The organism is Flavisolibacter ginsenosidimutans (genome assembly GCF_007970805.1).
Classification (GTDB): domain Bacteria; phylum Bacteroidota; class Bacteroidia; order Chitinophagales; family Chitinophagaceae; genus Flavisolibacter; species Flavisolibacter ginsenosidimutans.
Map to the genome: position 1 here is coordinate 1,320,754 of NZ_CP042433.1, position 24,163 is coordinate 1,344,916.

22 protein-coding genes are annotated in these 24,163 nt (G+C 45.9%); 6 read left to right on the forward strand and 16 right to left on the reverse strand.

Going from position 1 to position 24,163, the window contains the following annotated elements:
• Window positions 1-184: 184 nt before the first annotated feature.
• Window positions 185-1,234 (forward strand): tRNA preQ1(34) S-adenosylmethionine ribosyltransferase-isomerase QueA, encoded by a 1,050-nt coding sequence (gene queA, locus FSB75_RS05475; protein WP_146783943.1) that lies wholly within the window; start codon window positions 185-187, stop codon window positions 1,232-1,234.
• Window positions 1,235-1,406: 172 nt separating this feature from the next.
• Window positions 1,407-1,919: a hypothetical protein gene (locus FSB75_RS05480; protein WP_146783946.1), complete on the forward strand. Its 513-nt coding sequence runs from the start codon at window positions 1,407-1,409 to the stop codon at window positions 1,917-1,919.
• A 66-nt stretch (window positions 1,920-1,985) separates the two neighbouring features.
• On the opposite strand, the gene FSB75_RS05485 is transcribed toward FSB75_RS05480, so the two are convergent.
• The 8 genes from FSB75_RS05485 to FSB75_RS05520 form a co-directional block, all read right to left on the reverse strand.
• Window positions 1,986-2,951: a polyprenyl synthetase family protein gene (locus FSB75_RS05485; RefSeq protein ID WP_146783949.1), complete on the reverse strand. Its 966-nt coding sequence runs from the start codon at window positions 2,949-2,951 to the stop codon at window positions 1,986-1,988.
• Window positions 2,952-3,231: 280 nt separating this feature from the next.
• Complete coding sequence (gene rnr, locus FSB75_RS05490; RefSeq protein ID WP_146783952.1) at window positions 3,232-5,286, reverse strand: ribonuclease R; 2,055 nt, start codon at window positions 5,284-5,286, stop codon at window positions 3,232-3,234.
• Window positions 5,287-5,288: 2 nt separating this feature from the next.
• A complete protein-coding gene (gene lpxK, locus FSB75_RS05495; RefSeq protein ID WP_146783955.1) occupies window positions 5,289-6,362 on the reverse strand; it encodes a tetraacyldisaccharide 4'-kinase in 1,074 nt (357 codons plus the stop codon).
• Window positions 6,352-6,921: a 5-formyltetrahydrofolate cyclo-ligase gene (locus tag FSB75_RS05500; protein ID WP_146783958.1), complete on the reverse strand. Its 570-nt coding sequence runs from the start codon at window positions 6,919-6,921 to the stop codon at window positions 6,352-6,354. The genes lpxK and FSB75_RS05500 overlap by 11 nt, the downstream gene beginning before the upstream one ends.
• Window positions 6,922-6,937: 16 nt before the next feature.
• Window positions 6,938-7,474, reverse strand: a complete 537-nt coding sequence (locus tag FSB75_RS05505; protein WP_146783963.1) for an RsmD family RNA methyltransferase — start codon at window positions 7,472-7,474, stop codon at window positions 6,938-6,940.
• Entirely contained in the window at window positions 7,462-8,268 is an 807-nt protein-coding gene (locus FSB75_RS05510; RefSeq protein ID WP_172623068.1) for a DUF3822 family protein, read from the reverse strand. Before FSB75_RS05510 ends, FSB75_RS05505 begins: the two co-directional genes overlap by 13 nt.
• A 262-nt stretch (window positions 8,269-8,530) precedes the next feature.
• A complete protein-coding gene (rpsP, locus tag FSB75_RS22460; protein ID WP_146783969.1) occupies window positions 8,531-8,977 on the reverse strand; it encodes a 30S ribosomal protein S16 in 447 nt (148 codons plus the stop codon).
• 230 nt (window positions 8,978-9,207) lie between these two features.
• Window positions 9,208-11,439, reverse strand: a complete 2,232-nt coding sequence (locus FSB75_RS05520; RefSeq protein ID WP_146783973.1) for a RelA/SpoT family protein — start codon at window positions 11,437-11,439, stop codon at window positions 9,208-9,210.
• 216 nt (window positions 11,440-11,655) lie between these two features.
• Between FSB75_RS05520 and FSB75_RS05525 the strand changes: the two genes are divergently transcribed.
• Window positions 11,656-11,853: a hypothetical protein gene (locus tag FSB75_RS05525; RefSeq protein WP_146783976.1), complete on the forward strand. Its 198-nt coding sequence runs from the start codon at window positions 11,656-11,658 to the stop codon at window positions 11,851-11,853.
• 139 nt (window positions 11,854-11,992) lie between these two features.
• Here the strand turns inward: FSB75_RS05525 and FSB75_RS05530 are convergent, their stop codons facing one another.
• From FSB75_RS05530 to FSB75_RS05550, 5 genes are all read right to left on the reverse strand, one after another.
• The gene (locus FSB75_RS05530; protein WP_146783979.1) at window positions 11,993-12,670 is read right to left on the reverse strand and encodes a lipoprotein signal peptidase; all 678 of its coding nucleotides are present in this window, start codon (window positions 12,668-12,670) and stop codon (window positions 11,993-11,995) included.
• A 123-nt stretch (window positions 12,671-12,793) separates the two neighbouring features.
• On the reverse strand, window positions 12,794-13,171 hold the full coding sequence (folB, locus tag FSB75_RS05535; RefSeq protein WP_172623069.1) for a dihydroneopterin aldolase: 378 nt from the start codon (window positions 13,169-13,171) through the stop codon (window positions 12,794-12,796).
• Window positions 13,172-13,197: 26 nt separating this feature from the next.
• Entirely contained in the window at window positions 13,198-14,142 is a 945-nt protein-coding gene (trxB, locus tag FSB75_RS05540; protein ID WP_146783986.1) for a thioredoxin-disulfide reductase, read from the reverse strand.
• Between the two features lie 166 nt (window positions 14,143-14,308).
• The gene (locus tag FSB75_RS05545; protein ID WP_146783990.1) at window positions 14,309-15,214 is read right to left on the reverse strand and encodes a DUF4249 domain-containing protein; all 906 of its coding nucleotides are present in this window, start codon (window positions 15,212-15,214) and stop codon (window positions 14,309-14,311) included.
• Window positions 15,215-15,302: 88 nt separating this feature from the next.
• Window positions 15,303-15,686, reverse strand: coding sequence for a DUF4625 domain-containing protein (locus FSB75_RS05550; RefSeq protein WP_146783993.1), 384 nt, complete (start codon window positions 15,684-15,686; stop codon window positions 15,303-15,305).
• Between the two features lie 20 nt (window positions 15,687-15,706).
• Between FSB75_RS05550 and FSB75_RS05555 the strand changes: the two genes are divergently transcribed.
• The 3 genes from FSB75_RS05555 to FSB75_RS05565 all read left to right on the forward strand — a co-directional run bounded on the left by FSB75_RS05555 (window position 15,707) and on the right by FSB75_RS05565 (window position 19,596).
• Window positions 15,707-17,470: a glutamine--tRNA ligase/YqeY domain fusion protein gene (locus FSB75_RS05555; RefSeq protein ID WP_227990775.1), complete on the forward strand. Its 1,764-nt coding sequence runs from the start codon at window positions 15,707-15,709 to the stop codon at window positions 17,468-17,470.
• A 35-nt stretch (window positions 17,471-17,505) separates the two neighbouring features.
• Complete coding sequence (locus FSB75_RS05560; protein WP_146783995.1) at window positions 17,506-18,279, forward strand: sulfite exporter TauE/SafE family protein; 774 nt, start codon at window positions 17,506-17,508, stop codon at window positions 18,277-18,279.
• A gap of 111 nt (window positions 18,280-18,390) precedes the next feature.
• Window positions 18,391-19,596, forward strand: coding sequence for an acyltransferase family protein (locus FSB75_RS05565; protein ID WP_146783998.1), 1,206 nt, complete (start codon window positions 18,391-18,393; stop codon window positions 19,594-19,596).
• A 639-nt stretch (window positions 19,597-20,235) separates the two neighbouring features.
• On the opposite strand, the gene FSB75_RS05570 is transcribed toward FSB75_RS05565, so the two are convergent.
• From FSB75_RS05570 to FSB75_RS05580, 3 genes are all read right to left on the reverse strand, one after another.
• Window positions 20,236-20,829: a dihydrofolate reductase family protein gene (locus tag FSB75_RS05570; protein ID WP_146784001.1), complete on the reverse strand. Its 594-nt coding sequence runs from the start codon at window positions 20,827-20,829 to the stop codon at window positions 20,236-20,238.
• Window positions 20,830-21,032: 203 nt separating this feature from the next.
• Entirely contained in the window at window positions 21,033-21,404 is a 372-nt protein-coding gene (locus FSB75_RS05575; RefSeq protein ID WP_146784004.1) for a hypothetical protein, read from the reverse strand.
• A 49-nt stretch (window positions 21,405-21,453) separates the two neighbouring features.
• Window positions 21,454-24,012, reverse strand: a complete 2,559-nt coding sequence (locus FSB75_RS05580) for a zinc-dependent metalloprotease (RefSeq protein ID WP_146784005.1) — start codon at window positions 24,010-24,012, stop codon at window positions 21,454-21,456.
• Between the last annotated feature and the right edge of the window lie 151 nt (window positions 24,013-24,163).

Genomic DNA, 24,163 nt, shown 5'->3' on the forward strand with positions numbered 1-24,163 from the left:
CTTTGCTAAATGACCATACTCCGGTGCCGTAAGACCGGGGATAGTTCAAAGCTTGAAAGTTTTACGTTTTAAGTCGGCCTTCACAACACGAAGCCTGCTTACTACAAACTGTCTGCTGTCAACTCTCTCCCACTTTGCTCCGCAGTACTGTCCGATAGCCTAACAATAAACAGCACAATAGCCCATGAAGCTTTCGCAATTCAAGTTCGATCTTCCTCTGAATCTTATTGCCCAACATCCTGCTAAAAGACGCGAAGATGCCCGAATGATGGTAGTAAACCGCAAGACGGGTGAAATGGAAAACAAGCACTTCCGCGACATCCTTGATTACTTTGACGACAAGGACGTGTTCGTAGTGAACAACACCAAGGTTTTTTCGGCCCGTATGTACGGGCGCAAGGAAAAGACCGGCGCCAAGATTGAAGTTTTTCTCCTTCGCGAATTGAACAAAGAACACCGTCTTTGGGATGTGATTGTTGATCCCGCAAGAAAGATTCGCGTGGGCAACAAACTTTATTTCGGTGACACAGAAGAACTGGTGGCCGAAGTAATTGACAACACCACAAGCCGTGGACGCACCATTAAGTTTTTGCACGAAGGCACGGAAGAAGAATTTAAAGCCACGCTGGAGAAATACGGTGAAACGCCGCTGCCCAAATACATCAAACGCAAGCCCGACGACGAAGACCGCGAACGCTACCAAACCGTTTACGCGAAATACGAAGGCGCGGTAGCCGCACCAACTGCGGGACTGCATTTCAGCCGCGAATTAATTAAGCGTTGCGAAATCAAAGGCATTCGCTTTGCCGAGGTAACACTGCACACAGGCCTGGGAACTTTCCGTCCAATTGAGGTGGAAGATTTGAGCAAACACAAAATGGACGCAGAGTATTACCGCATTGACGAACCGGCGGTAAAAGTTGTGAACAAAGCCAAAGAAACCAGTCGCCGCATCTGCTCTATTGGAACAACGACGATGCGTTCGCTGGAAAGTTCAGTAACGGCGCAAGGATTTTTGAAACCGTCTGAAGGCTGGACAAACATGTTCATCCATCCGCCTTACAATTTCAGCATTGCCGATGCGCTGGTCACGAATTTTCATTTGCCCAAAACAAGTTTGTTAATCATGACCTGTGCATTTGCAGGATACGATTTGACAATGGAGGCGTATAAAAAGGCCATTAAAGACAAATACCGTTTCTTTAGCTACGGCGATGCTTTGTTGGTTATCTAAGATGATTTCCGAATCGAAACGGCGTTTTATATAAAGCAAGAGGCTCAATCAAGATGATTGAGCCTCTTGCTTTAAGAACTCAATGTCCTGCCGCAAAAATATCTTTGCATTGTCTTGCATAAAAAATCCGGCGTTTATAAATTGGCGCTTCATTTAAAACCGAATGAACTTTATGAAAAAAATCTTATCCCTTTCTTTTCTGCTGTGTCTCTTAAGCTTTCAGTTAACCGTTCATGCGCAAAAAGGCGATCCCTGGATCTTTCAGGCGTATAAAGAAATGTACAAACGCCAGCCACAACCCTGGGAGTTGAACATCAATCTTTACAACCAGGGGCATTGGAACAATTACAACGAACTAAAACAGTACGTCCAGCAATACCAGTCGTCCCTTTCAAATATGAACATTGTTACCAGAACGGTTCCGGTTAAAAACAACCAATCAGTAGTACTGTTTGACCAAAACGGTAAATCCATTGCAGCCGACCTTATTACAAATGATGGCGGAAGCGTTATCACCATTGGTGGTGCGAATGTAGTTGCAGCAGGCGGAGGTAACGTGGTTGCTTCCGGCGGGGGTAACCTAAAAGATTTGCCCGGAGCAAGCCTTGGCGGAAGCAGGCAATTAATGTCCGGCGACAAAAAAATCATCAAAACATCCGGAAGCGGCGCCATTATCATTCGCTAAGACAAAGGAAAGAACATAAAAAACCTCGCCGGTGAAGCGAGGTTTTTTTATTGCCATAAAGGAGCACTAATGTTGTCGCTGAATTAAAAAAGACGCTAACTCTTTCAATGGTTCTTTACGGATGGACAGAACGGCTACGTCATCCAAATGCTTTAATGCTTCGGCCAGATATTGCTCCTTCAATTGCTCGGCCCAATCATCTACACCGCAGTCCTTAAATATCGCAAGCACTTTTTCAACCTTTGAAGATTCATCGGTTTTCAACAAGTGCTTCAACTTTTCTTTTTGCGAAGGCGAGGTTGTTTCCAATGCGTGAATCAACAAAAAAGTTTTTTTATTGGCCTTGATGTCGCCGCCAATTTGCTTGCCGAATTTGGCTGCGTCACCAAAGGCGTCAAGGTAATCGTCCTGCACCTGAAAAGCCAGGCCAAGCTTGCGGCCAAATTCGTAAATTAGGTTTTGGTTTCGTTCCAACGCACCGCCGAGAATGGCCCCCATTTTTAAGCTTGCCGCCAGCAACACAGAGGTTTTCAGGCTTATCATTTTTTCGTACGAAGCAAAATCAACGCTTTCTTTTTTTTCAAAATCCATGTCCAGCTGCTGGCCTTCGCAAACTTCCCTTGCCGTTTGATTGAACAGATGAATGATGCGACGCAAATAGTTTGGCGAAACTTTGTTCAGGTAATCATACGCCACCACCAGCATCACATCACCCGCGAGAAGGGCTGTGCTTTCGCCGAATTTTTCGTGCACGGTTTGCATACCGCGGCGCAGCGGCGCCTTGTCCATGATGTCGTCGTGAACAAGGGTAAAGTTGTGAAAGAGTTCAACGGCAGTGGCTACGTTCCAGGCATCTTCGGTGATGTTGTCAAAGAGTTCGTTGCCCATCAACACCATCACCGGCCGGATGCGCTTGCCGCCAAGAGAGAGAAAATAATCGTTGGGTTCGTAGAGCGAGGAAGGCTCTTTGGGAAAGTGGTCTTTGTTGAATTGTTCGGTGAATTGCTTTGACAGCGCTTCAAAATTTTGCATGGGCAAAGATTAGGAAGAAAGCGGGAAAGGATAGCCTGAAATCTTTAAAAAACGCCGCTGTTGGTGTGAAGCGTGAGTTTGGTGATTAGCCCACCAACAACCGAAGTGCATTATTGAATAGTTTATCTTGTTGTTGGTACGCGTTGCACAAAGCTAAGCGGCATACCAACAACGGCGAAAAACTGTCTGTTTATACGCGATTGCTAAATAGCGGTACAAACGTACACGAGTGCGACGCAACGAAAGCCAAATAGATAGACAAACGTATGGTTCAAAAACATCACTCTTCGCTTTTCTTCTTTTTTCGTTTCGTTTTTTGTTTCGGCTTTTCTTGGATTGTTGTTCTTTCTTCTTCGTCAACCGTTGCCGTCAGCACCCATTCGTAATCAAGCTGGCGCTTTTCCAAGTTGGCGGCTATCACTTTAATCCGCACCTTGTCGCCCATGCGAAACTTGCGACCGCTGCGCATTCCCACCAAACTATAATCAGTGTCTACCAACCTGAATTCATCGTACTCGGCAAGCGAGGTAATGCTCACCATGCCTTCGCATTTGTGCTCGATGGTTTCCACCCAAAAGCCAAAGGCCGCCACGCCGCTGATAACGCCTTCAAACTCCTCGCCCAAAAAGTCGCGCATGTATTCCACCTGCTTGTATTTGTTGGCGGCCCGTTCGGCTTCCATGGCGGCCCGTTCGCGTTCGCTGCAATGCTTGCACTTGGCTTCCATTTTTTTGTCAGGGTGAACCTTGCCGCTTAATATCTCTTCCAACACGCGGTGCACCATCACATCGGGGTAGCGGCGAATGGGCGAGGTAAAATGACAATAGTTTTCAAAGCCCAGGCCGTAGTGTCCGATGTTGTCAGTTGTGTAAGCCGCCTTCGCCATCGTGCGAATGCCTAATTGTTCGAGCACGTGTTGTTCGGGTTTTCCTTGCACGTCCTTCAACATGGTGTTAAAGGATTCGGCAATTTTTTCGGGTGAGCTTGTGTCAAACTTGTGGCCGAACTTTTTGGCGAAAGCCATGAAGGGCAACATCTTTTCTTCGTTTGGCAAGTCGTGTACGCGGTACGGAAACGGAATGGGTTTCTTGGCTACCTCAATCTTTGACACGTGCTGCGCCACAAATTTGTTTGCCAACAGCATGAACTCTTCAATCAGTTGATGCGACTCCTTGCTTTCTTTCACTACAATGCCAATGGGTTTTCCTTTCTCATCCAATTTAAACCGCACTTCGGTGCTGGAAAAGTTGATGGCGCCGGCATCAAAACGCTTTGCCCGCAAGCGCCGCGCAATGCTGTTTAACAAAAGAATTTCATCGCTGTAAATGCCGGTTTCTTTTTCGATGATTTCCTGCACTTCTTCGTAAGTAAAACGATGGTTTGAATGAATGGCGGTTCTTCCTAACCAATATTTTTTTACCGCACCTTTCGGACTCATTTCAAACACGGCGGAAAAGGTCAGCTTGTCTTCGTTTGGACGAAGTGAGCAAAGCACGTTGGAAATGTGTTCGGGCAACATTGGATTCACGCGGTCGGGCAGATAAACGGACGTTGCTTTTTTGTAGGCAAACTCATCAAGCGCCGTATCGGGTTGCACGTAATAACTCACGTCAGCAATGTGCACGCCGATTTGGTAATTGCCGTTCTTCAATACTTTGATGGAAAGCGCATCGTCAAAATCTTTGGCGTCAACAGGATCAATGGTGAACGTAAGCACGTCGCGAAAATCTTTCCGCTTTTTTATTTCACTCTCGGGAATCGCATCGGGAATGCGGGCCGCTTCTTCCATCACTTCGTCGGGAAACTCTATGGGAAAACCTGCTTCGAGAAGGATTTCTTTCATCGCCATGTCATTGGCGTCTCCAGCATTTAAAATACTGACCACTTCACCAACGGGTCGTTTGCTTTTGTCATCACTCCACTCCTTTACCCTTACAACTACGCGGTCATTCTCGGTCGCATTGTTAAAAGCTTTCTCGGGAATATAAATGTCGGGCATGCGCTTGTCGCCTTCGGCTACAAAAAAAGCAAAGCCTTTGTTCATCTCCAGCTTGCCCACAAACTCCGATTGTTTTCTTTCCGAAACACCAACCACCACGCCCTGCTTGCGTTTGCCGCCGCGGTCTTCTTTCAACCGCACACGAACCGTGTCGCCGTGCATGGCGCTGTTAAAGTCAGACGGACGCACAAGAATGTCCGTTTCCAATCCTTCTACAATGACGAAACCCATACCGCTGCGGGTAATCTCCAGTTTGCCTTTGTACTCGTTGTGGGTTTTGTGAGGATGTCCGCTCTTTTTTCTGTCGCCTTTCTTGCCGTTGTTTTTTCGTCCCATGATTATGCCGGTGTTTTAAAGTTTTCGATAAAGCCCGTAACCGCATTCAAAAAATCCACTTCTTCGCCAAACAAAAATTTGTGCTCAATGGGCATCACGTAAAAAGGCATGCCGTCAATTTCCTGCGCAAACTTGAGTAAGCGCATCGCGTCTTTTTCGGTGGTGAGAATCATTTTCTTTTTTGCCTCGATGCTCTCAAATCTTTTTTTGATGTCCCGCCAATCGTCAATGGAAAAAATATGATGATCGTTGTAATGCATCATGTAATAGGTTTGAATCCGCTCTTCTAAAAATGTTTTCAAAGGCCGCGGGTTGGCAATGCCGGTCACCAACAACATTTCCGTGGATTCCTCAATGTACGTAAAGTTATGGTGCGTGATGTGATAAGGTGTGCCATAGGCAATGGTGGTAAAGAAAATGCGCTGATCTTTTTGCGGATCTATTTCTTTTATCAACGCTTCTTTTTCCTGCACCGGAAGATCGGGAGGACATTTGGTTACGACAATAATTTGAGCTCGCTTGTAACTCTCTCTTGCGTCGCGCAAGTCGCCGGTGGGCAGATAAAAATCGCGGGTAAAAAGATTGCCGCAATCGGTGAGCAAAATGTTTAGTCCGGCTTTAATGGCGCGGTGTTGAAAGGCATCGTCAAGAATAATAACCTGGGTGTCGGGTTTATCGTGCAGAAGTTGCGGAATGGCGACCAACCGTTCTTCCCCAATGGCAACGGGAACGTCGGGGAACTTTTTATAAAACTGCAAAGGCTCGTCGCCAATGTCAATGGCCGTCGTTTCGGCATTGGCTAATGCATAGCCCTTTGTTTTGCGCTTGTAACCGCGGCTGAGGGTTGCCACTTTATAGCGGCCTTTTAAATGCAGCACCAAAAATTCTACCATCGGCGATTTGCCCGTGCCGCCAACCGATAAATTACCCACGCAGATCAGCGGCAAACCAAAAGAGGATGATTTCAAAATATTTTTGTCGTAAAGCCAGTTACGGATGCTAACGACAAAGCCAAACAAGAGCGCAAACGGCAGGAGTAAAATGCGGAAGGATTTTAAAAACCAGTTAGAAAACATAGGCCTTTTGCGGGGTGATACAAAAGTCCAAAGCTACGTCAAATTCATCGGCGTCTTCTATCTTGCCAACGGGTTCAAAATATGAAAGGCCGACTTTAATGCACGAGGGATTGCAGCGGTTTAAGTAACGGTCGTAATAGCCTTTGCCGTAACCCACGCGGTTGCCTTGTACGTCGCAAACAAGCATGGGTGCCAGCACAAGATCAATGTCTTCCGGGTTGATGATTTCAGCTTCAAGCGGTTCCAGAATGTTGAGGGCATTGGCTTCAAACACGGTGTCGGCTTTGCAGGCAACGGCTTCCATGTTGGGTTCTTTGATGTCCATCTTTGGATAACAAATTTGCAAAGACAAGTTTCTGAAATGCAGGTAATCGGTGATAAGAAAAGCATTTATTTCGTTGCGTTCTTCCATCGGATAAAAACTAAACACCGTTTGAAGGAAAGGCATCTCGATTGTTTGAAAATTTATCAGGATGAGATCGTCCCATTTCAATTTGTCTGCGTAAGAAATCCCTTCTCTTTTCTTGTTGTAAATCTTGCGGGCTTCCTTCTTCAACATGGCGTTCTTTTTCGGCTTACATTTCAAAAACAGAAAAAATTGTGGTTCCGTAATTCTTCTCCCGCAAATAATGCGGAAAGCTTTTGTAATCGTTGCGGGGCGTATGTTCCAATACAAACCAACCGCCGCTGTTCAACAAGGCTTTTTCAAAAATAAGTTTGGGCAGTTCGTCAATTGTGGTTAAGGCATAAGGAGGACCGGCGAAAATGAAATCGTATTTTTCGGTTGTTGTTTCAATGAACCGAAAGACATCCGATTTCACCACTTTAAAGTTTTCAAGTTTCAGTTCCGCAGCCGTTTTTTTAATGAAAGAAAACATCTTGTCATCCTTTTCTACAATCGTTAAATCCTTTGCGCCTCTTGATGCCAGTTCATAACTGATGTTGCCGGTACCGCCAAACAAATCAAGCGTCTTTAGTTCTTCAAAGTCAAGATTGTTTTGCAGGATGTTAAACAAGCCTTCTTTGGCAATGTCTGTTGTAGGCCTTGTGTGCGGCATGTTGGCCGGCGGACTGATGCGCCGTCCGCCCAGGTTTCCGCTTATGATACGCATGCGGCAAGATTAAAAAGCGAAGTGAAAAAATGATGCGGGTATGTATCATCTGACAGTGAAATTTCCGGCGGGTTTGCAAAATGCAGGTTGATGAAATACTGTTGAAGTTCGGTGACCAGATTCGAATCCTTCTCGATCAACCCCGATAAAATCAAATACACATTCTGCTGAGCCATGCCAAATTCATAACAAACTTTAAGCAGGTAATACACCACATCCAACGGCGTTTTGTACGCATAGGTTTGCGCCAGGTGAACGGCGGAATCTTTTTTCAACAAAACCCTAAAATGCTGGGTGGTAAAATGAACCAGGAGCTGGTTATCGGCAATATAGCCATTATAAATTTTAATGGTGGGCGTGTAAGCGTGAAGGAATTGAACCGATGTAAACGCACTTTGAACGGCCTGATTAAAACCAGCCGGGACCGAGTAGGCATTTACCAACTGCCACTCAGGAATGGCATCGTGGAAATAAGTTTGGCCGGCCTGGCTGTAAACGGCATCCAACATTGAATAATCTTGTTTGAAGAATTTGTTGGGAACAAGCAAGGCCTGTGAAAATGCAGCGCAAACAACCGCGTTTCCAACCCTTTTATTTTGCAGTTCGTTAATAATTTCCAAGAGCCGCCGTTCGGTTTCCGTTTCGTCAAACGAGAGGTATTTTAAGCCGTCTATTTTGTTATCGGCTTTGTGCCAATAAACATAACAGCAAAAATCATTTCCTGCCTCCAGCAGCAAGGCGTGCTCACTGCCAATTTCCCTGACAGGTTCGGTATTGAAAAGGGTTTTTACCAATTTGTTTTTTTGCAAATTACGGCCTTTGCAAAATAGAAAAATAAAGAAGCTTTCCTTCGCACGAACCTCTACTTATCTAACTTTTTACAGTTTCCTATTTTACGAGGTTGCGCAATGAGGTGTTGCAGCCGAATGCCGCATAGCGAACAAAGCGTTGAAGAGTGCGACGCAACAAATGTCTGATAGTTGGGCAGGCGCTGATTTCATAAAAAAAGTCCTTCCAAACGGAAGGACTTTAATCTGTTGAAGGTCGCGGGATCAATTAAGCTTCAGAACCTGCATCCGGCGCCGGGCGTCTTTCGCGGCGTTGGTAAGTAGGGTTTCTTCTTGCTCTTCTTTCTCGTTGAGCTTCTTCCTGGCGCTTGCGGATTTGTGCTTCGTGTTCCGTGTGCCAGGCTTGGAATTTGGTCATGGCTGTTGCTTCGTCAAACAGGCCCAGGCCTACACCGCGAAGCAAGTGCTTCAGGTACAGGACGCCCTTGTTCGATAAAAGTTTCCGGACAGTGTCGGTTGGCTGCGCACCTTTGTTTAGCCAGTCCAGCGCACGCTGACGATCCAACTGAATGGTGGACGGCTGCGTTTGCGGATTGTAGGTTCCTAACTTTTGGATGAATTTACCGTCGCGGGGAGCCCGTGCATCGGCAACAACAATGAAGTAGAAGGGTCTCTTCTTGGACCCGTGTCTTTGTAAACGGATTTTAACTGGCATCTTAAATGGAAATTTAAATGCGGTGAAACAATAATTATTATGGCTGCAAATCTAAGCCTTGCGGCCAAAAATCCAAATAAAGAGTTGGTAAAGTTTGGCGGAAAAGGTTTGTGGTTAAGCGCGATGAGATAAAAGCGTTTTCATTTCGCAAACTCTCCGCAGTTGGCGAAAACGCCCAGGCGCAATGGCCGTGCGCACAAAATGAAACTACAAACTACCAACCATAAACCTCAAATCGCTTCTGTTTCAAACCGCTCCACCGAATGGATGCCTTTAAGCGATTTCAGCCGGTCAACCAATTCGTCAAGTTCTTCCTTGTCGTGCACGAAAAGTTTGATGCTTCCTTCAAACAAGCCTTCTTTCGACTCAATGGTAATTGCGGAAATATTGATGCGCAGGTCGCCGCTGATGATGTTGGTGATTTTGTTTACAACGCCCACATCGTCCATGCCAATGATGCGCAGGCCGGTAAGAAAGGAAATCTCCTTGTTCTTGGCCCATTTTGTTTTAACGATGCGGTGGCCGTAATTAGACATCAGCTTGGCGGCATTGGGACAAGTGGTACGGTGAATGGTGAGGCCTTTACCCGTCGTTACAAAGCCAAATACATCGTCGCCGGGAATGGGCTTGCAACAATTGGCAAGATTGTAAACAATACGGTCGCTGCTTTCACCAAAAATGATAAGCTCTGTGTCTTTTTTGGGAAGGGAAGGATGATACTCAGGCTTTGGCTCCAGCGCTTTTGCCGGTTTTGGTGCTTCAATTTTATCGCCAACAACCTTGAACTCTTTTATTTCTTTGAGGTCAATGTTTTTTACAGCAATAGCGTAATACAATTCTAACGGTGAAGCCAGCTTGTAATACGTTACCAGTTCGTCAATATTGTGCGGGTTGACGACTGCGCCAAGCCCCTCCAGTTTACGCTGTACCGTATAACGACCTTCTTCCGCCACGGCTTTTTTCTCCTCCTTCAGCGAGTCTTTGATCTTGGTTCTTGCCTTTGCCGTAACCACGAAATTCAGCCAGTCTTCCGATGGTTTCTGTTTGTTGGAGGTAATGATTTCTACCTGGTCGCCGCTGCGCAATTTGTGCGAAATAGGGATCAGCTTGTGGTTTACTTTGGCCCCGATGCATTTAGAACCCACTTCGCTGTGGACGGCGAAAGCAAAGTCCAAAGCCGTAGCGCCGGTGGGCAGCATTTTTACATCGCCTTTTGGTGTGTAGATGTAAATTTCCTCGGCCAGAAAACTGCGTTTGAAATCTTGCAGAAAATCAACCGAGTCCACATCCTGCGAAGTAATGACTTCGCGAATTTGGCTAAACCATTTGTCAAAGCGGCTTTCATCCTCCTTGCCTTCTTTGTACTTGTAATGCGCCGCGAGGCCTTTTTCTGCAATCTCGTTCATGCGCTTCGTACGCACTTGCACTTCCACCCATTTTCCCTGCGGCCCCATCACGGTTGTGTGCAAGGCTTCGTAGCCATTGGCCTTTGGATTGCTAAGCCAGTCGCGTAACCGTTCAGGCAAAGGCGTGTATTCATCGGTTATCATCGAATACACTTTCCAGCAATCTTCTTTCTCTTTTTCGGGAGGAGAATTTAAAATAACACGTATAGCGAAGAGGTCGTAAACTTCTTCAAAGCTCACGCTCTTTTTTTTCATCTTGTTCCAGATGGAATGGATGCTTTTTGGCCGTCCGTAAATTTCAAAATCAAAACCGGCTTTTTCCATCTTATCGCGAAGCGGCTTGATAAACTCGTTGATAAATTTTGTGCGTTCGCGTTTGGTCTCGGAAAGTTTGCGGGCAATCTCTTTATACGTCTGTGGCTCCAGGTATTTCATCGCAAGATCTTCCATCTCCGTTTTGATGCTGTACAATCCCATGCGGTGTGCAAGCGGTGCGTACACATAAATGGTCTCGGAAGAAATCTTGAGTTGTTTTTCCTGCTTCATGCTGTCAAGAGTGCGCATGTTGTGCAGGCGGTCGGCGAGTTTGATTAGGATAACACGCGGGTCATCAGTCAGCGTGAGCAAGATTTTGCGAAAGTTCTCGGCCTGTTGCGAAGCGTTAACGTCCACTACATTTGAAATCTTGGTAAGGCCGTCAACAATTTTGGCTATCTCGCCGCCAAATTCGCGCTGTACATCATCCAGTGAAATGTCCGTGTCTTCAACGGTATCATGCAAGAGAGAGCAAATGGTAGAACGAACGCCCAGGCCAATCTCTTCGGTACATATTCTGGCAACGGCCAAGGGGTGAAGAATGTAAGGTTCGCCGCTTTTGCGGCGCATGGTTTTGTGCGCATCGGCGGCCATTTCAAAGGCCTGCCGAATGAGTTTACGATCACCGGGTTTAATACGAGCCTTCAGCGAGCGCAAAAGTGCCCGGTATTCCCGCAGAATTAGCTTCTTTTCCTGCTCCTCGTTTAAATTGTATTTTGGTAACTGCGCAACGGTTTCCATGAGCCCGAATATACGAATTGGCGTGGGTGAGTGAACGTTAATTAGTTGATTGGTTGACTGGTTAATTGGTTGAGATGTTGAGTGTTTTCCGGGTTAATGCGTTTGCTATGACCAATCAACTTTTCAACTAATCAACTGTCTTGCATTTCAGCCAACGATTGTTTTTCTTTAACAGCCTGTTGGCTAACGATTCATCCGTACACAATTCTAATTGTCATGAAAACAACCGCTACACAAAAAAATCAGTCGCCGGTTTTACAAACCATCAAAACGGCAAAGGTTTCAAGCAAAACAAGCCCGCTCCGCATTGTTTACAAAAGCGATTTAAACAACCATCGCTTCGCGCAACACGATAACCAGACGGTACACGACGCCGCAAGTTGGGACCAATCGTGGTTTGGCAATTACGAGTGAAGAAGGAACGAGGATGGACGTTGGATATTTCGTGTTATGCAACGTGTTTAGTTGCACTTATCCTTTGCAGGAATAGTAAGAAAAAGATAAGAAGAATTTGTCCTCATCGCGCTAACTCTCACCATCCAACGTCCGGTATTCAAATCATTTGCTGCGCTTCTTCGGAAGAAATTTGCGGTTGTGCCGTGTCTTCGTTTACTTCAACTTCCCGCTTGTGCAAGAAACGTTTTTGAAACAGCAACAATGTAAGTACACCGACTGAAATAGAAGCATCAGCGATGTTGAAGATGGGCGAGAAAAAAGTAAATTCCTTTCCACCAAGGATGGGCAGCCAATCCGGGAAGTGAGCGTTTTCAATCATCGGAAAGTAAAGCATGTCCACCACCTTGCCGTGCAAAAAGCCGCCGTAACCGCCGCCTGCAGGAAAGGCTTTAGCAATATGGGTGTAGGTGCTTTCTTCGAAGATCATTCCGTAAAACATGCTGTCAATTAAATTGCCCAAAGCGCCGGCATAAATTAAGGCGGCGCAAACGATAAATCCCTTTGAATACCCCTGCTTGACAATGCGCACCAAGTACCAACTGCCAAAGGTTACGGCCGCTAACCGGAAAAGTGTAAGAATCAGTTTACCCCAATTGCCGCCAAGCTCCATGCCCCAGGCCATGCCAGGATTTTCGATGAAATAAAACTGCGCCCAACGCTGTCCGCCCATGTCCATCACATGACCGTAAGGGAAAGAGGTTTTAATCCAGAACTTCAGGGCCTGGTCAATCACAATTACAAGGGCGATGATGGAAATGGCTGAGCGTAGCTTCACGGTAAAAAGTTAAGAGCAGCAAATATAAAGCACCACTTGCAACGGATGTGTGCAAAGGAGGAAACGGGAATTCATATAGGAATTTCTTTTGTTAAAAAAATATAACAATGAGTTTGCGTTCGTTTAACCGCGGCTTTCATCCACGTATGATTTCCGGTAGATTACACTTACAGAACCCGTAAAAGAAACAATGGGCGGGTGCAGCTTGATAATTTGCACCGAGATCTTTATTAAAGAAGGAAAAGCCTGTTTGATGGCTTCAGCTACATCCTGCGCAAGCGTTTCAAGCAAAGGCGTTGGCGTTGAGAAAATCTCTTTTGTTATGCGATAAACCTCGGCGTAGTTGACGGTTTGATGAAGCGATGAAATCGTTTCTTTCGGTACCTCCACTTTCAAAGAAATATTGACTTCAAATTCATTGCCCGTAGTCCTCTCCTCTTCAAACACACCGTGGTTTGCAAGAAAACGCAGGCCGTGAAGTTGGATAATGAAAGAAGCCAATTTTTGAAACTTTACTTTTCGATTGCTTACAAACCTTTTTCGCTTAGATACCGTTCGGCATCTAAGGCCGCCATACAGCCCGAACCCGCAGCCGTAACGGCCTGCCGGTAAATTTTATCCTGCACGTCGCCGGCAGCAAACACACCTTCGACGTTGGTCTTGGCCGTTCCGGGTTGCGTAAGAATATAACCCGCTTCATCCATGTTAAGAAAGGGTTTGAAGACCTCTGAATTGGGATTGTGGCCAATGGCAACAAAGAATCCTTTTACGGCAATCTCGTGCATCTCGCCGCTTTTGCGATTTTTAATGCGTACTGCTTCCACGGTTTTATCACCAAGAATTTCGTCCGTTTCAGTGTTCCAGTAAATCTTGATGTTGGCTGTGTTCTTTACTCTTTCCTGCATCACTTTTGAAGCCCGCATTTCCTCTCTGCGTATAAGCATGTGCACGGTCGAGCAAAGCTTCGACAGATAAAGCGCTTCTTCTGCGGCTGTATCGCCGGCGCCCACAATCGCTACTTCTTTTCCGCGAAAGAAAAAGCCGTCGCAAACCGCACAGGCACTCACACCATAACCGTTGAGCCGCTGTTCACTTTCAATGTTCAACCATTTGGCCGAAGCACCCGTCGCAATAATCACCGCGTCGGCTTCAATGAGTTTTTCTTCGTCAATCCAAACCTTATAGGGCTGTGTGGAGAAGTCCACCTTGGTCGCAAGGCCGTAGCGCAAATCAGCGCCCATTCGCTGCGCCTGCTTTTCAAAATGAATCATGAGTTCCGGCCCTTGAATGCCTTCGGGAAAACCTGGATAGTTTTCTACTTCGGTAGTGATGGTCAGTTGCCCGCCGGGCTGAATGCCCTGGTAAAGCATGGGTTTCAAATTGGCTCTTGCCGCATAGATAGCCGCCGTGTAGCCCGCCGGGCCCGAACCGATAATCAATAAATGCGTCCGTTCTGCTTGTTGATTGTCCATAATGAAGAGGCAAATATAAGGGAGAGGCCCATCCCGACCTTCCCGGTGGAAAGGCCACTAACGCACAAACCTCACCTGTCGGAGAAGTTGATAAAAATATTGCGTCGTTTAAATGCAAGGGTCTGTGTATAGATAGCCTTCCCACCGGGAAGGCGGGACGGGCCGCCTATTTCTTTATCACCAGCGTACGGTATTGCGATGCGTAACCCCCGAAATATCCCAATGCGTTGTTGGAAATATTGCCCAATACTTTTACCGGAGTTGAAAAAGGATTGCCAATGGATTGATACGAGAACTCCATCGTTCGCCAAAAATTATAAGTCGTCTTGTCAATATTGCTCAACTTAAACGTAACGGTATCGCCTTTGTTGAAAAACATATCGTCTTCTTTTATCTTTTGGTTCCTGTCAACACCGGCTTGCACTTGTAATTCGTAAGTCGTTCCGTCCACAAACAAATCATCAAACACCGAGTTTAGTCCGGGCAAGAAAGGGCCGCCGTTTCGTTTGGTGAAATACCGAACGTAATCGCCAAAGCCGGGCGGATCGGTAAAGCGCCCCGTTACAATTACTTTGTTCGTATCTAATTGCGGCGGACCGGGCTTGTACCAAAGCGAATCAATTTGTTTGGTGATGTTTGGAATGGTGGTAGTGGCCGCGTATTCTTTTCCTTGCGAAACAATTTTTAGCGAATAGCTTTTGTTTAATTCGCCTAAAAAAGCGGCGGATAAATTGGCGGAGTCAATCGAGTAATACGAAAGTGTGTAGCCGCCGGCAAGCGGAATATCGTATTGTTTCAGCTTCTGCGTTTTGCTTCCGTTTGAAACAAAAACATCCGCGCCACGCACAACGCTGGCCGCTAAAATTTCTGGTGAAATCTGCGAGAAATAATTCAGGGAAGTGGAAAGAAATACAAGTGGCGGCTGGCCGTTTTCGATGGTGGCCTCTACGACAAGTTTGGATTCTTCATCGGCCAATTTAAAATCTATGTTCTTTTCGCAGCCAAAGCCAAATACGGCGAAAGATAAAAGAATCAATTGCCACAATCTCGTGCTCTTGTTTTGCTGGCGCATCAAAATTTAATAAAGCACAAAGTTAGTCTCGGGTAGCATAAGCAATGATGGGTTGCGTAGCAAGAAAAGCGACGAGGTCTTAGCCGTTCTAATTAACCTTCACGCTGACTTCTGTTTCAGAACTGTTGCCTTTTGCATCATCGGCTTCCACTTTTATTTTATAAGTAGCTGCCGATGCTGCGGTATAGCTGCTTGCTAATTTGTAAATAGAGCTGTCGGGGACGTAATGTTCGTGAATGAGAAACGCGCCGGTGGTTGCGTTGATTATTTCCAGGTGTATTTCTTCAATTTTAGATTGATCGCTGATGCTTGCAACTATTGAAATGCTCTGGCCTAATGCAAAACCCTGATTATTGGATGGAGAAATCAGCATGATAACCGGCGGCGTTGTATCCGGCGCTTCGCCGTGGTCCTTTTTGCAGCCGGAAAACAACACAATAAAAAGTGCAAGGACTGGAAGATTTCTTTTCATACGATTGCGAAAGAATTAAAATGACGATGATCCACTCCTTTGTAAACAGCATTCGCCGCTTTGTAATCGCTTGTCCAAACCATTGCGCCTTCAACTATCTTTGCCCCGCTTATAAAACAGTTATGCCGGAAGAAAAGAGCCTGAATTTTATTGAAGAAATCGTTGAAAAAGATTTAGAAAGCGGCAAGTACAAATCCATTGTTACCCGCTTTCCTCCCGAGCCCAACGGGTATTTGCACATTGGCCACGCTACGTCCATCAACCTCAATTTTGGCCTCGCCAAAAAATACGGCGGCTACACCAATCTGCGCTTCGATGATACCAACCCGGCAACGGAAGAAACAGAATACGTGGAGAGCATTAAGGAAGATGTGCGTTGGCTGGGCTTTGAATGGAAGAACGAACATTTTGCATCGGATTATTTTGAGCAGCTTTACGAATTTGCCGTAAGACTTATAAAAAAAGGATTGGCTTATGTGGATGATTCGACTTCGGAAGAAATTGCGGCGCTGAAAGGCACGCCAACAGAGCCTGGAAAGGCCAGCCCTTTTCGCGAAAGAAGCACGGAAGAAAACCTGCGCTTGTTTGAAGAAATGCGCGAAGGCAAACATCCCGACGGCGCAAGAGTGCTTCGGGCAAAAGTTGACATGGCCTCGCCGAACATGATCATGCGTGATCCCATCTTGTACCGCATTAAACACGCACATCACCATCGCACTGGCGATAAATGGTCTATCTATCCGATGTACGACATGGCGCATCCGCCCAGCGACAGCATTGAAGAAGTAACGCATTCGCTCTGCACGATGGAATTTGTGCCGCACCGCGAGTTATACGATTGGCTGTTGCAACACCTCGATACTTTTCCTTCTCACCAATACGAGTTTGCCCGCCGCAATCTTTCCTACACCGTCATGAGCAAGCGCAAACTTTTGCAATTGGTGAACGAAGGACACGTGGACGGCTGGGACGATCCGCGAATGCCCACTATCAGCGGCATGAGGCGCAGGGGCTATCCACCGGAAGCTATCAACGAATTTTGCGAACGCATCGGCATTGCCAAACGCGACAATCTAGTTGACGTGGGCCTTCTTGAATTTTGCGTTCGCGAACACTTAAACAAAATTGCCTTGCGCCGCATGGTAGTTTTTGATCCGTTGAAAGTTGTTATTACCAATTACACGGGTTCAAATGAATTTCTGGAAGGCGAAGACAATCCCGAAGACGACAAGAGCGAAAGCCGCGAAATTCCGTTTGGCAAAGAACTTTACATCGAGCGGGAAGATTTTATGGAGAACCCGCCGAAGAAATATTTCCGCCTGTTTCCCGGTGGCATGGTGCGGCTGAAACACGCTTACATCATTAAATGTGACGAAGCAATTAAAGACGAAAACGGTAACGTTACAGAGTTGCGTTGCACTTATATTCCCGAAAGCAAAAGCGGTCACGACACATCGGGCATTAACGTGAAAGGAACTTTGCACTGGGTGGAAGTAACCAACGCCATCACTGCGGAAGTACGGCTTTACGACCGCTTGTTTAAAGTGGAAGATCCGTCAAACGAAGAGGGCGACTTTAAAGATTACATCAATGCTGATTCTTTACAAACCGTAGCTACTGCTTACGCGGAGCCAGCGTTAAAGGCTGCAAAGCTTGCCGAACGTTACCAGTTTTTGCGCAAAGGCTATTTTACCCTTGACAACAAAGAAACGCACGGCCGTTTGGTATTTAACCGCACGGTAACGTTGAAAGATGCCTGGGCGAAAGAACAGAAGAGGAATTAATAATTATTAATCATTAATTATTAATTCCTATCTGAGTGACGGTTGATCTCTTTCATTTGGCGCTGCTTTGCCTGGCTGCTTTCTTTGCCGGCTTTGTGGATGCCGTTGTAGGCGGCGGCGGATTAATTCAACTTCCCGCAGCCCTTGTTATCCTTCCTTCTTTCCCGGTGGCTTCAGTTGTTGGCTCGTTGAAGATTCCTTCCTTCACGGGAACGGGTGCGGCCGTTTGGCAATACATGAAAAAAGTTGACATGAATTGGAAGCTGCTTGCGGTTATTTGCACGCTTGCCTTTTTCGCATCATACAGCGGTTCTTACCTGCTTACGCATGTAAGCAATGCCTTTATGAAACCGGTGTTGTTGGTGGTGCTAACCGTCGTCGCCGTTTACACCTACGCCAAAAAAGATTTTGGACAAAAAGAGGAACATGACATTTCGAATGACAAGGAATTGCAACGCGGAATTTTCATTAGCTTAATCATTGGCTTTTACGATGGCTTCATCGGTCCCGGCGCTGGCAGCATTTTAATTCTTGCTTTTATCGCTTTGCTGCACTTTGATTTTTTACACGCATCGGCTCATGCCAAAATGGTAAACCTTGCTACCAACATTGGTTCCATCGTTTTGTTCGCGGCAAAGGGAAACATTATCTGGAGCATTGCCCTGCCAATGGCGGTTGCCAATTCTTTAGGCGGCTTCGCCGGTGCAAAACTGGCCATTGCCAAAGGCAATAAGTTTATCCGCATTTTCTTTTTGGTGATAATTGTTGGAATTCTGATCCGGTTTTGTTGGGACGTGTTTAAGTTTTGAAGTTTACATGAAGCGTTCAAAGTTTTAAACACAGATTATTATTAGCCGAAGAACTTTCTGCTTGCGTTTCAATAGCCGTCAAGCTATATTCGTGACTTTATAACGAACCGGATGCTTCAAACAGTGAAAAACAACCAACATGACCGTCCTCTCACGGCTCAACCAAAAACACTGCATCTTCCAGGCCTAAATGGCCTCCGGGCAATTGCGGCACTTGCGGTTTTAGCTACCCACATAACGGAAGGATTACGGGAATTTCAATTGCCTCTTTTAATGGGTACTTCGCCCGGCGATCATCCAATCGTGCCGATGGCCGGTGGTTATGGCGTTGTCATTTTCTTCACGCTAAGCGGCTTTCTTATCACCTATTTGTTGTTAGCGGAAAAGCAAAAACAGACTGTTGATATAAAGAAATTTTACGTTCGCCGCATTTTGCGCATCTGGCCGCTATATTATCTCTATCTCGCTTTGGTTTTTATCTGCTTGTTTTGTTTTAAACAGGCCTATCCGCCTGTCCTGCCTTACTATCTTCTGTTCGCTGCGAATGTCCCTTACCTTTTGCGTACGCCTTTGCCCTTTGCTCAGCATTATTGGTCACTGGGTGTCGAGGAACAATTCTATTTGTTTTGGCCCTGGCTTGTAAAGAAGTGGAACAAAAGCTTGCTAACCGTTATTCTTTCCCTGATTGCACTAATTCTGATTGCAAAGCTTTCCATCCACTTTTTTTTCCATTTGGATTGGGGACAAATCGTCATTGATGGATTTGCCTTTCATTGCATGATGATTGGCGGTGCTACCGCGATTTTATACAAAAATGGAAATTCACTTTTTTTAAAATTAACGGACAACAAAATCTCGCAGACTGTCGCATGGCTTTTTATCCTGGCAGTTCTAATTAATCGCTTCCATATTGCTTCAATTCTTGACCGGGAGATCATTTCTGTAGTAACCGCCGTCATCATCATCGGTCAGGTCAATACTAAAAACAGGTTGATCAACCTGGAACAAAAAGGCTTTGATTTTCTGGGTAAAATTTCCTTTGGCATTTACATTTATCACCCGCTGGTTATTTTCCTGACGTCAAAACTTCTTGGGCCTTTGGCAATGCCCGCTTTGCCTAAATACCTATTGGTTTACTTAACCGTTTCCGGCTTAACCATTCTGATTGCGCATTTATCGTATAATTATTTCGAAAGCTACTTCCTCAGGTTAAAAGAACGGTTTGCGGTGGTAAAAAGTGCTGCCACAAAAGAGGCAAAAGAATTGCGAATGCCGCGAAAAACAGAACCCTTTCAGCAAAGTACTGAATCGAATTAAACACGGTTTCCACCAACGCGAACAAATAAAATCCTGCACAGCCAGCGGCAGGGTTTGGATAAGAAGAGAACAGTTCTTATCGTTTCAGCACGAGTTCCAATTTCATTACCGACAACAGAGCTTTGGTAATTCATACGCATTCGTCACAGTCAGAAGCTCTACCCGGCCTTCAATTGCGCAAAAAAGGCTTGGCGGGAAGCTCAGAAGAGTCTTTCCTACCAAAACCCATGAAGCAGGAGCGTTCGCCATTGACGGTGTGAAAGTAGGCGGCTTCGTGTTTAAAGCAATCCATGCTAGATTTAATAACCGGCGAAACGAACCGCCTTCATGGCTTTGTTGCCGGATACGACGTAGAGAGAAACTCTTAGTAAAACACGCATGCTTGTTCAAGGCGAAGAAATATGGGATAACAAATAAGCGGAGCAAAATCTTTTTCGGAATGGGTACGAGGGCTTTAAAAGAATTGTCTTTCTAAATTATTATGAATTTGGAAGCAAGGTCGCAAGAAAGTTATCGTACGCATATCAACGTTTTTTTCAACTGACCTTTTACGTAGCGTCTTTAAAAAGGCGGTGCAGTTGTGGTTCAGGTTTCCGTCCTCTCAGACGAAACAATCAATTTTTCTCATTTTATTTCTCCTTAAGATCCAACAGTGCCCGTCTCCACTTTTCCAGCTCGCTTGTAATTGGCTATAATAACCCCACTTGGCGTAACTGTACTTTCTATTAATGTAAACGCTGCCGGAATCGGGCCTCCGTCAAATAGCTTTTTTCCTTTGCCAAGAGTCAAGGGGTGAATCATGAGCCACAGTTCATCCACCAGATCATTTTTAAGTAGCAGTTGAACGAGTTCACCACTGCCCCAAACTTTAATATCAGAACCATCAGATTTTTTTAGCTTTTCGATATCTGGCAGGCTGTTGAGGAAAACTGAATTTTTCCAATCTGACTTTTTCATCGTCGTGGACAAAACGTATTTCGTGACATCGTTGATTCCTGGCCAATAATCTGCGTGATCCGGCCAGTAGTTCTCCCATATCTGGAATGTCTTTCTGCCCAAAAGAAGATCTGAAGGCTTCATGAGTTTTTCCATAACCTTACCAGAGATTTCGTCGTCATAAGGTGCAGACCAACCTCCGTATTCGAAACCTCCCGATGTATCTTCTCCCGGTGCACCGGGTGCCTGCATTACTCCATCCAATGAAATCATTGACAAGACGATTATTTTTCTCATGTTAATTCACCTCCTTTTATAATTTATTCCCCCCAAGCTGGCTTAGAAACTTTTTCAATCCTTCGGCTTCGTTCAGGATGGATTTTGTTACGACACAAATCTCGTCAATAAACATTGTGCGGTTACCATTTCAATCTTGTGCTTTGAGCTTTGTATTTTTCCCTTCGCATCCTTGTGTGTATGCTTATGAGAGTGAAGTAGTTTTATTCCCAGTATGGTAGGTTGTCCCAAGAAAGGAATTTCCTTTTGATGTAAACAACGGCGTCTTTAAAACGTAAAATCTTGTTCTCAAACAAACTACTTTCCCAATCTACTGGAAAATCAAGTGTGACGTCCAGTGTTTGGCTGGCAGTATCTTCTTCTACTTTAAAAATCGTCGAATCATGGAAAGAGAAATCTTCGAAAATCATACTGGTTGTGGTTGCAGCCAACAGTTGCATTTGCGTAACTGCTGGTACAAATATATTCTGATTGCCAAAAGTTTTTATACCGACAACTCCTCGCTGAATAGAATTTCCGAACGCACAAGTGAGTGACACAACGAAAGCCGATAGTAGCACAAAAGCGAAGTCCATAAAAAGCCCCCTTGCTTTCGCAAGAGGCTTTCCGTTCAACTAGCAAATCTTATTTCTTCGGATTGAGTGCTTCGGTAATGCGGTCGTTCACATCCTGCAAATGCGCACGGCTGGCCGCATCTTTATACTCCGGTAAGGCAGCCCGAATCTCGCTTTGCAAAGTTCGCAACTGCGCCTTCACAATGGAAAGCGCATCGGTGGTTTTGCTGTAGGTGGGCGAAGTAATGCCAAAGGCGGCAAAGGCAGCGGGAACAGCGTTGTCGTCGCCTTTCAAATTATTGATCAAGCGCTCAACAAAAACCTTTTGCAAGTTGCGGCGGTAAATGTTAATCGGCTTGCGGGCTGATAGTTCGCTCCAAATGCTCTTGCGCAAATCGCTGATCATTTCGGTAGCGGTGTAAGCATTCGTTTCACCGCTGGCTTCGTAGCGAAACAATTTGTTAAAGGTACCGTTGCTCAACAACCGGCTCAACACACTGCTTTGTACGCCGTTAATTGTGGTGAGTGCGTTTGTTCCGGTAAGGCCCGCAATGTTTTTTTGAATCAGCCAGGTGGGTGTTGTAAATAACTGCTCTTGTAAAAACGCCATGGCTTCTTTTTGTTTTGCTTTGGGCGTGAACACTACTACCCTACCCGGTTCTTCCTGCATTTTCGGTGTCGTTTCTACGCCGCCAATGTTTTTGGCAACGTGTCCCATGTACCGGGTAAACTGCGTTACCAACTGTCCGTACATGTTGGTCAAATCTGTGTAATCTTTATCGGTTTCTTTTGTCCATTCAGGCAGTTTTACAATAATGCGCTTTAAATTTTTAATGCCGTAAGCGCTTGCCTTCATTGCATCGTCGCCAAGGTCTTCGTTTTGTGCACGAGGATCGTCAGGATCGGTTTCGGTGCCAAACCAAAGGCGTTTGTTTGCTTTTAAACTGTCCATCACCCATTTGTTTAAAAACGCTTCTTCGGCCCCGGGTGTTTTGTATTGTGGCATCCATTTATAGCCCCACTCAATGGCCCACTTATCGTAATCGCCAATGCGCGGGAAAAGGCCTTTGTCAGTGATGTTGTCCTCCGGTTGCGCCACGTAATTAAAGCGGGCATAATCCATAATGGAAGGCGTATGGCCGTTGGCTTCTACAAAGGCTTTGTTGCGCAGCTTTTCCACGGGCACGGTAGAAGACGATCCGTAATTGTGACGCAGTCCAAGCGTATGGCCTACTTCGTGCGAAGACACAAAGCGAATCAATTGTCCCATCAGCGAATCAGGGAAAACCAATTGCCTTGCACGCGGGTCAACGGCAGCGGTTTGAATAAAATACCAGTCTCGCACAAGGCTCATCACGTTGTGGTACCAGTTTATGTGCGATTCCAGAATCTCTCCACTTCGCGGATCGTGTACGTTTGGCCCGCTGGCATTTGGAATGTCAGAAGGTTTATACACAATGGCCGAATGACGTGCGTCATCGAGGCTCCATTCGGGGTCGTTTGCCGGTGCTTCTTTGGCAACGATGGCATTTTTAAAACCGGCTTTTTCAAAAGCCTTTTGCCAGTCGTTTACTCCTTGGATCAGATACGGAACCCATTTTTTGGGCGTAGCCGGATCAATGTAATACACAATGGGTTTTGCGGGTTCTACCAGTTCGCCGCGCAAGTATTTTTCACGGTCTTCGGGCTTAGGTTCCAGGCGCCAGCGGGTGATCATGCGGATCTTTTCAATGCCCTGCGGATTGGCATCAAAGTCGGTAAAGGAGGTGGCAAAATAACCCACACGCGGATCAAAATATCTTGCCTTCATCGGCATCTTGGGAAGAAGGATCAACGAGCTGTTTAGCTCAAACGTTGCCGGTGAACCTGCCGACGGCGGGCCAAAACTGATTCCGCCAGCAGGCGTAGGTGTTCGCATGTAGGTCTTCACCGTTTTTACCTCAATATTGTTGGGGAAAGAACGCAAGTCATCAACGTAAGAGTTTTCACGTTGATAAGCGTTTAAACCCAACGCTCTTTTCACAGGTGCTTCAAAGAAAAGGATGTCGTTATCGCCCATGAAATAATCGGTCATTTCAATAACAGTTCCTTTTGCGTGGGTAACCGAATCGTTTGAAAAGGCTTTGATATCAAACGAAGCGGCAATGGGCGAAAGGTTTGAGTTGCGCACCGATTGGTACATGCCCAGCGAGTCGCGGCCGGCTTCGTTAAACGAACTGCTGCGCAAAAAGAGCCTGTTGTTCGGACCTTTTTCAAAGGTGATGACGTTTTCACCAACCTGGTCGCCGGCATAACCCGTAAACCCGGCTCGTGGCCCCGCCGGCGCTTTAGCAATGCGGTTCACAACAAGAATCTCACGGCCCAACAGGGAGTCGGGAATTTCAAAGTAAAACTTGTCCTCTACTTTATGCGTCGTAAACAAACCCTTGTCAGTTTTTGCTTTTGACGTGATGATTTCGTTGTAAGGCTTGGGGCCGGTGTTGACAGGACGATTGAAACCTGGAAAACCCGGCGGCGTCGTAGTAGTGGCACTTGTGGGTGGCGGTGTTGTGGGTACGTTCTGTGCAAATCCTGCGGCACTGAAAAAAAGGGAACCGGTTGCCATGGCAACGGCAAGGCGAAAATTCATGAACTGGTTTTTAGATTTGGGAAACAAAAATTAAAACGCGGAAATTAAGACAGAAGCGTTTATCAATACGCATGGTAACAGAATCCTTAACCTTTCTTAACAGCCTTGTACGGGCTTTAGTTCAATAGCTTTCATCGCGTAGCAAAAGGTT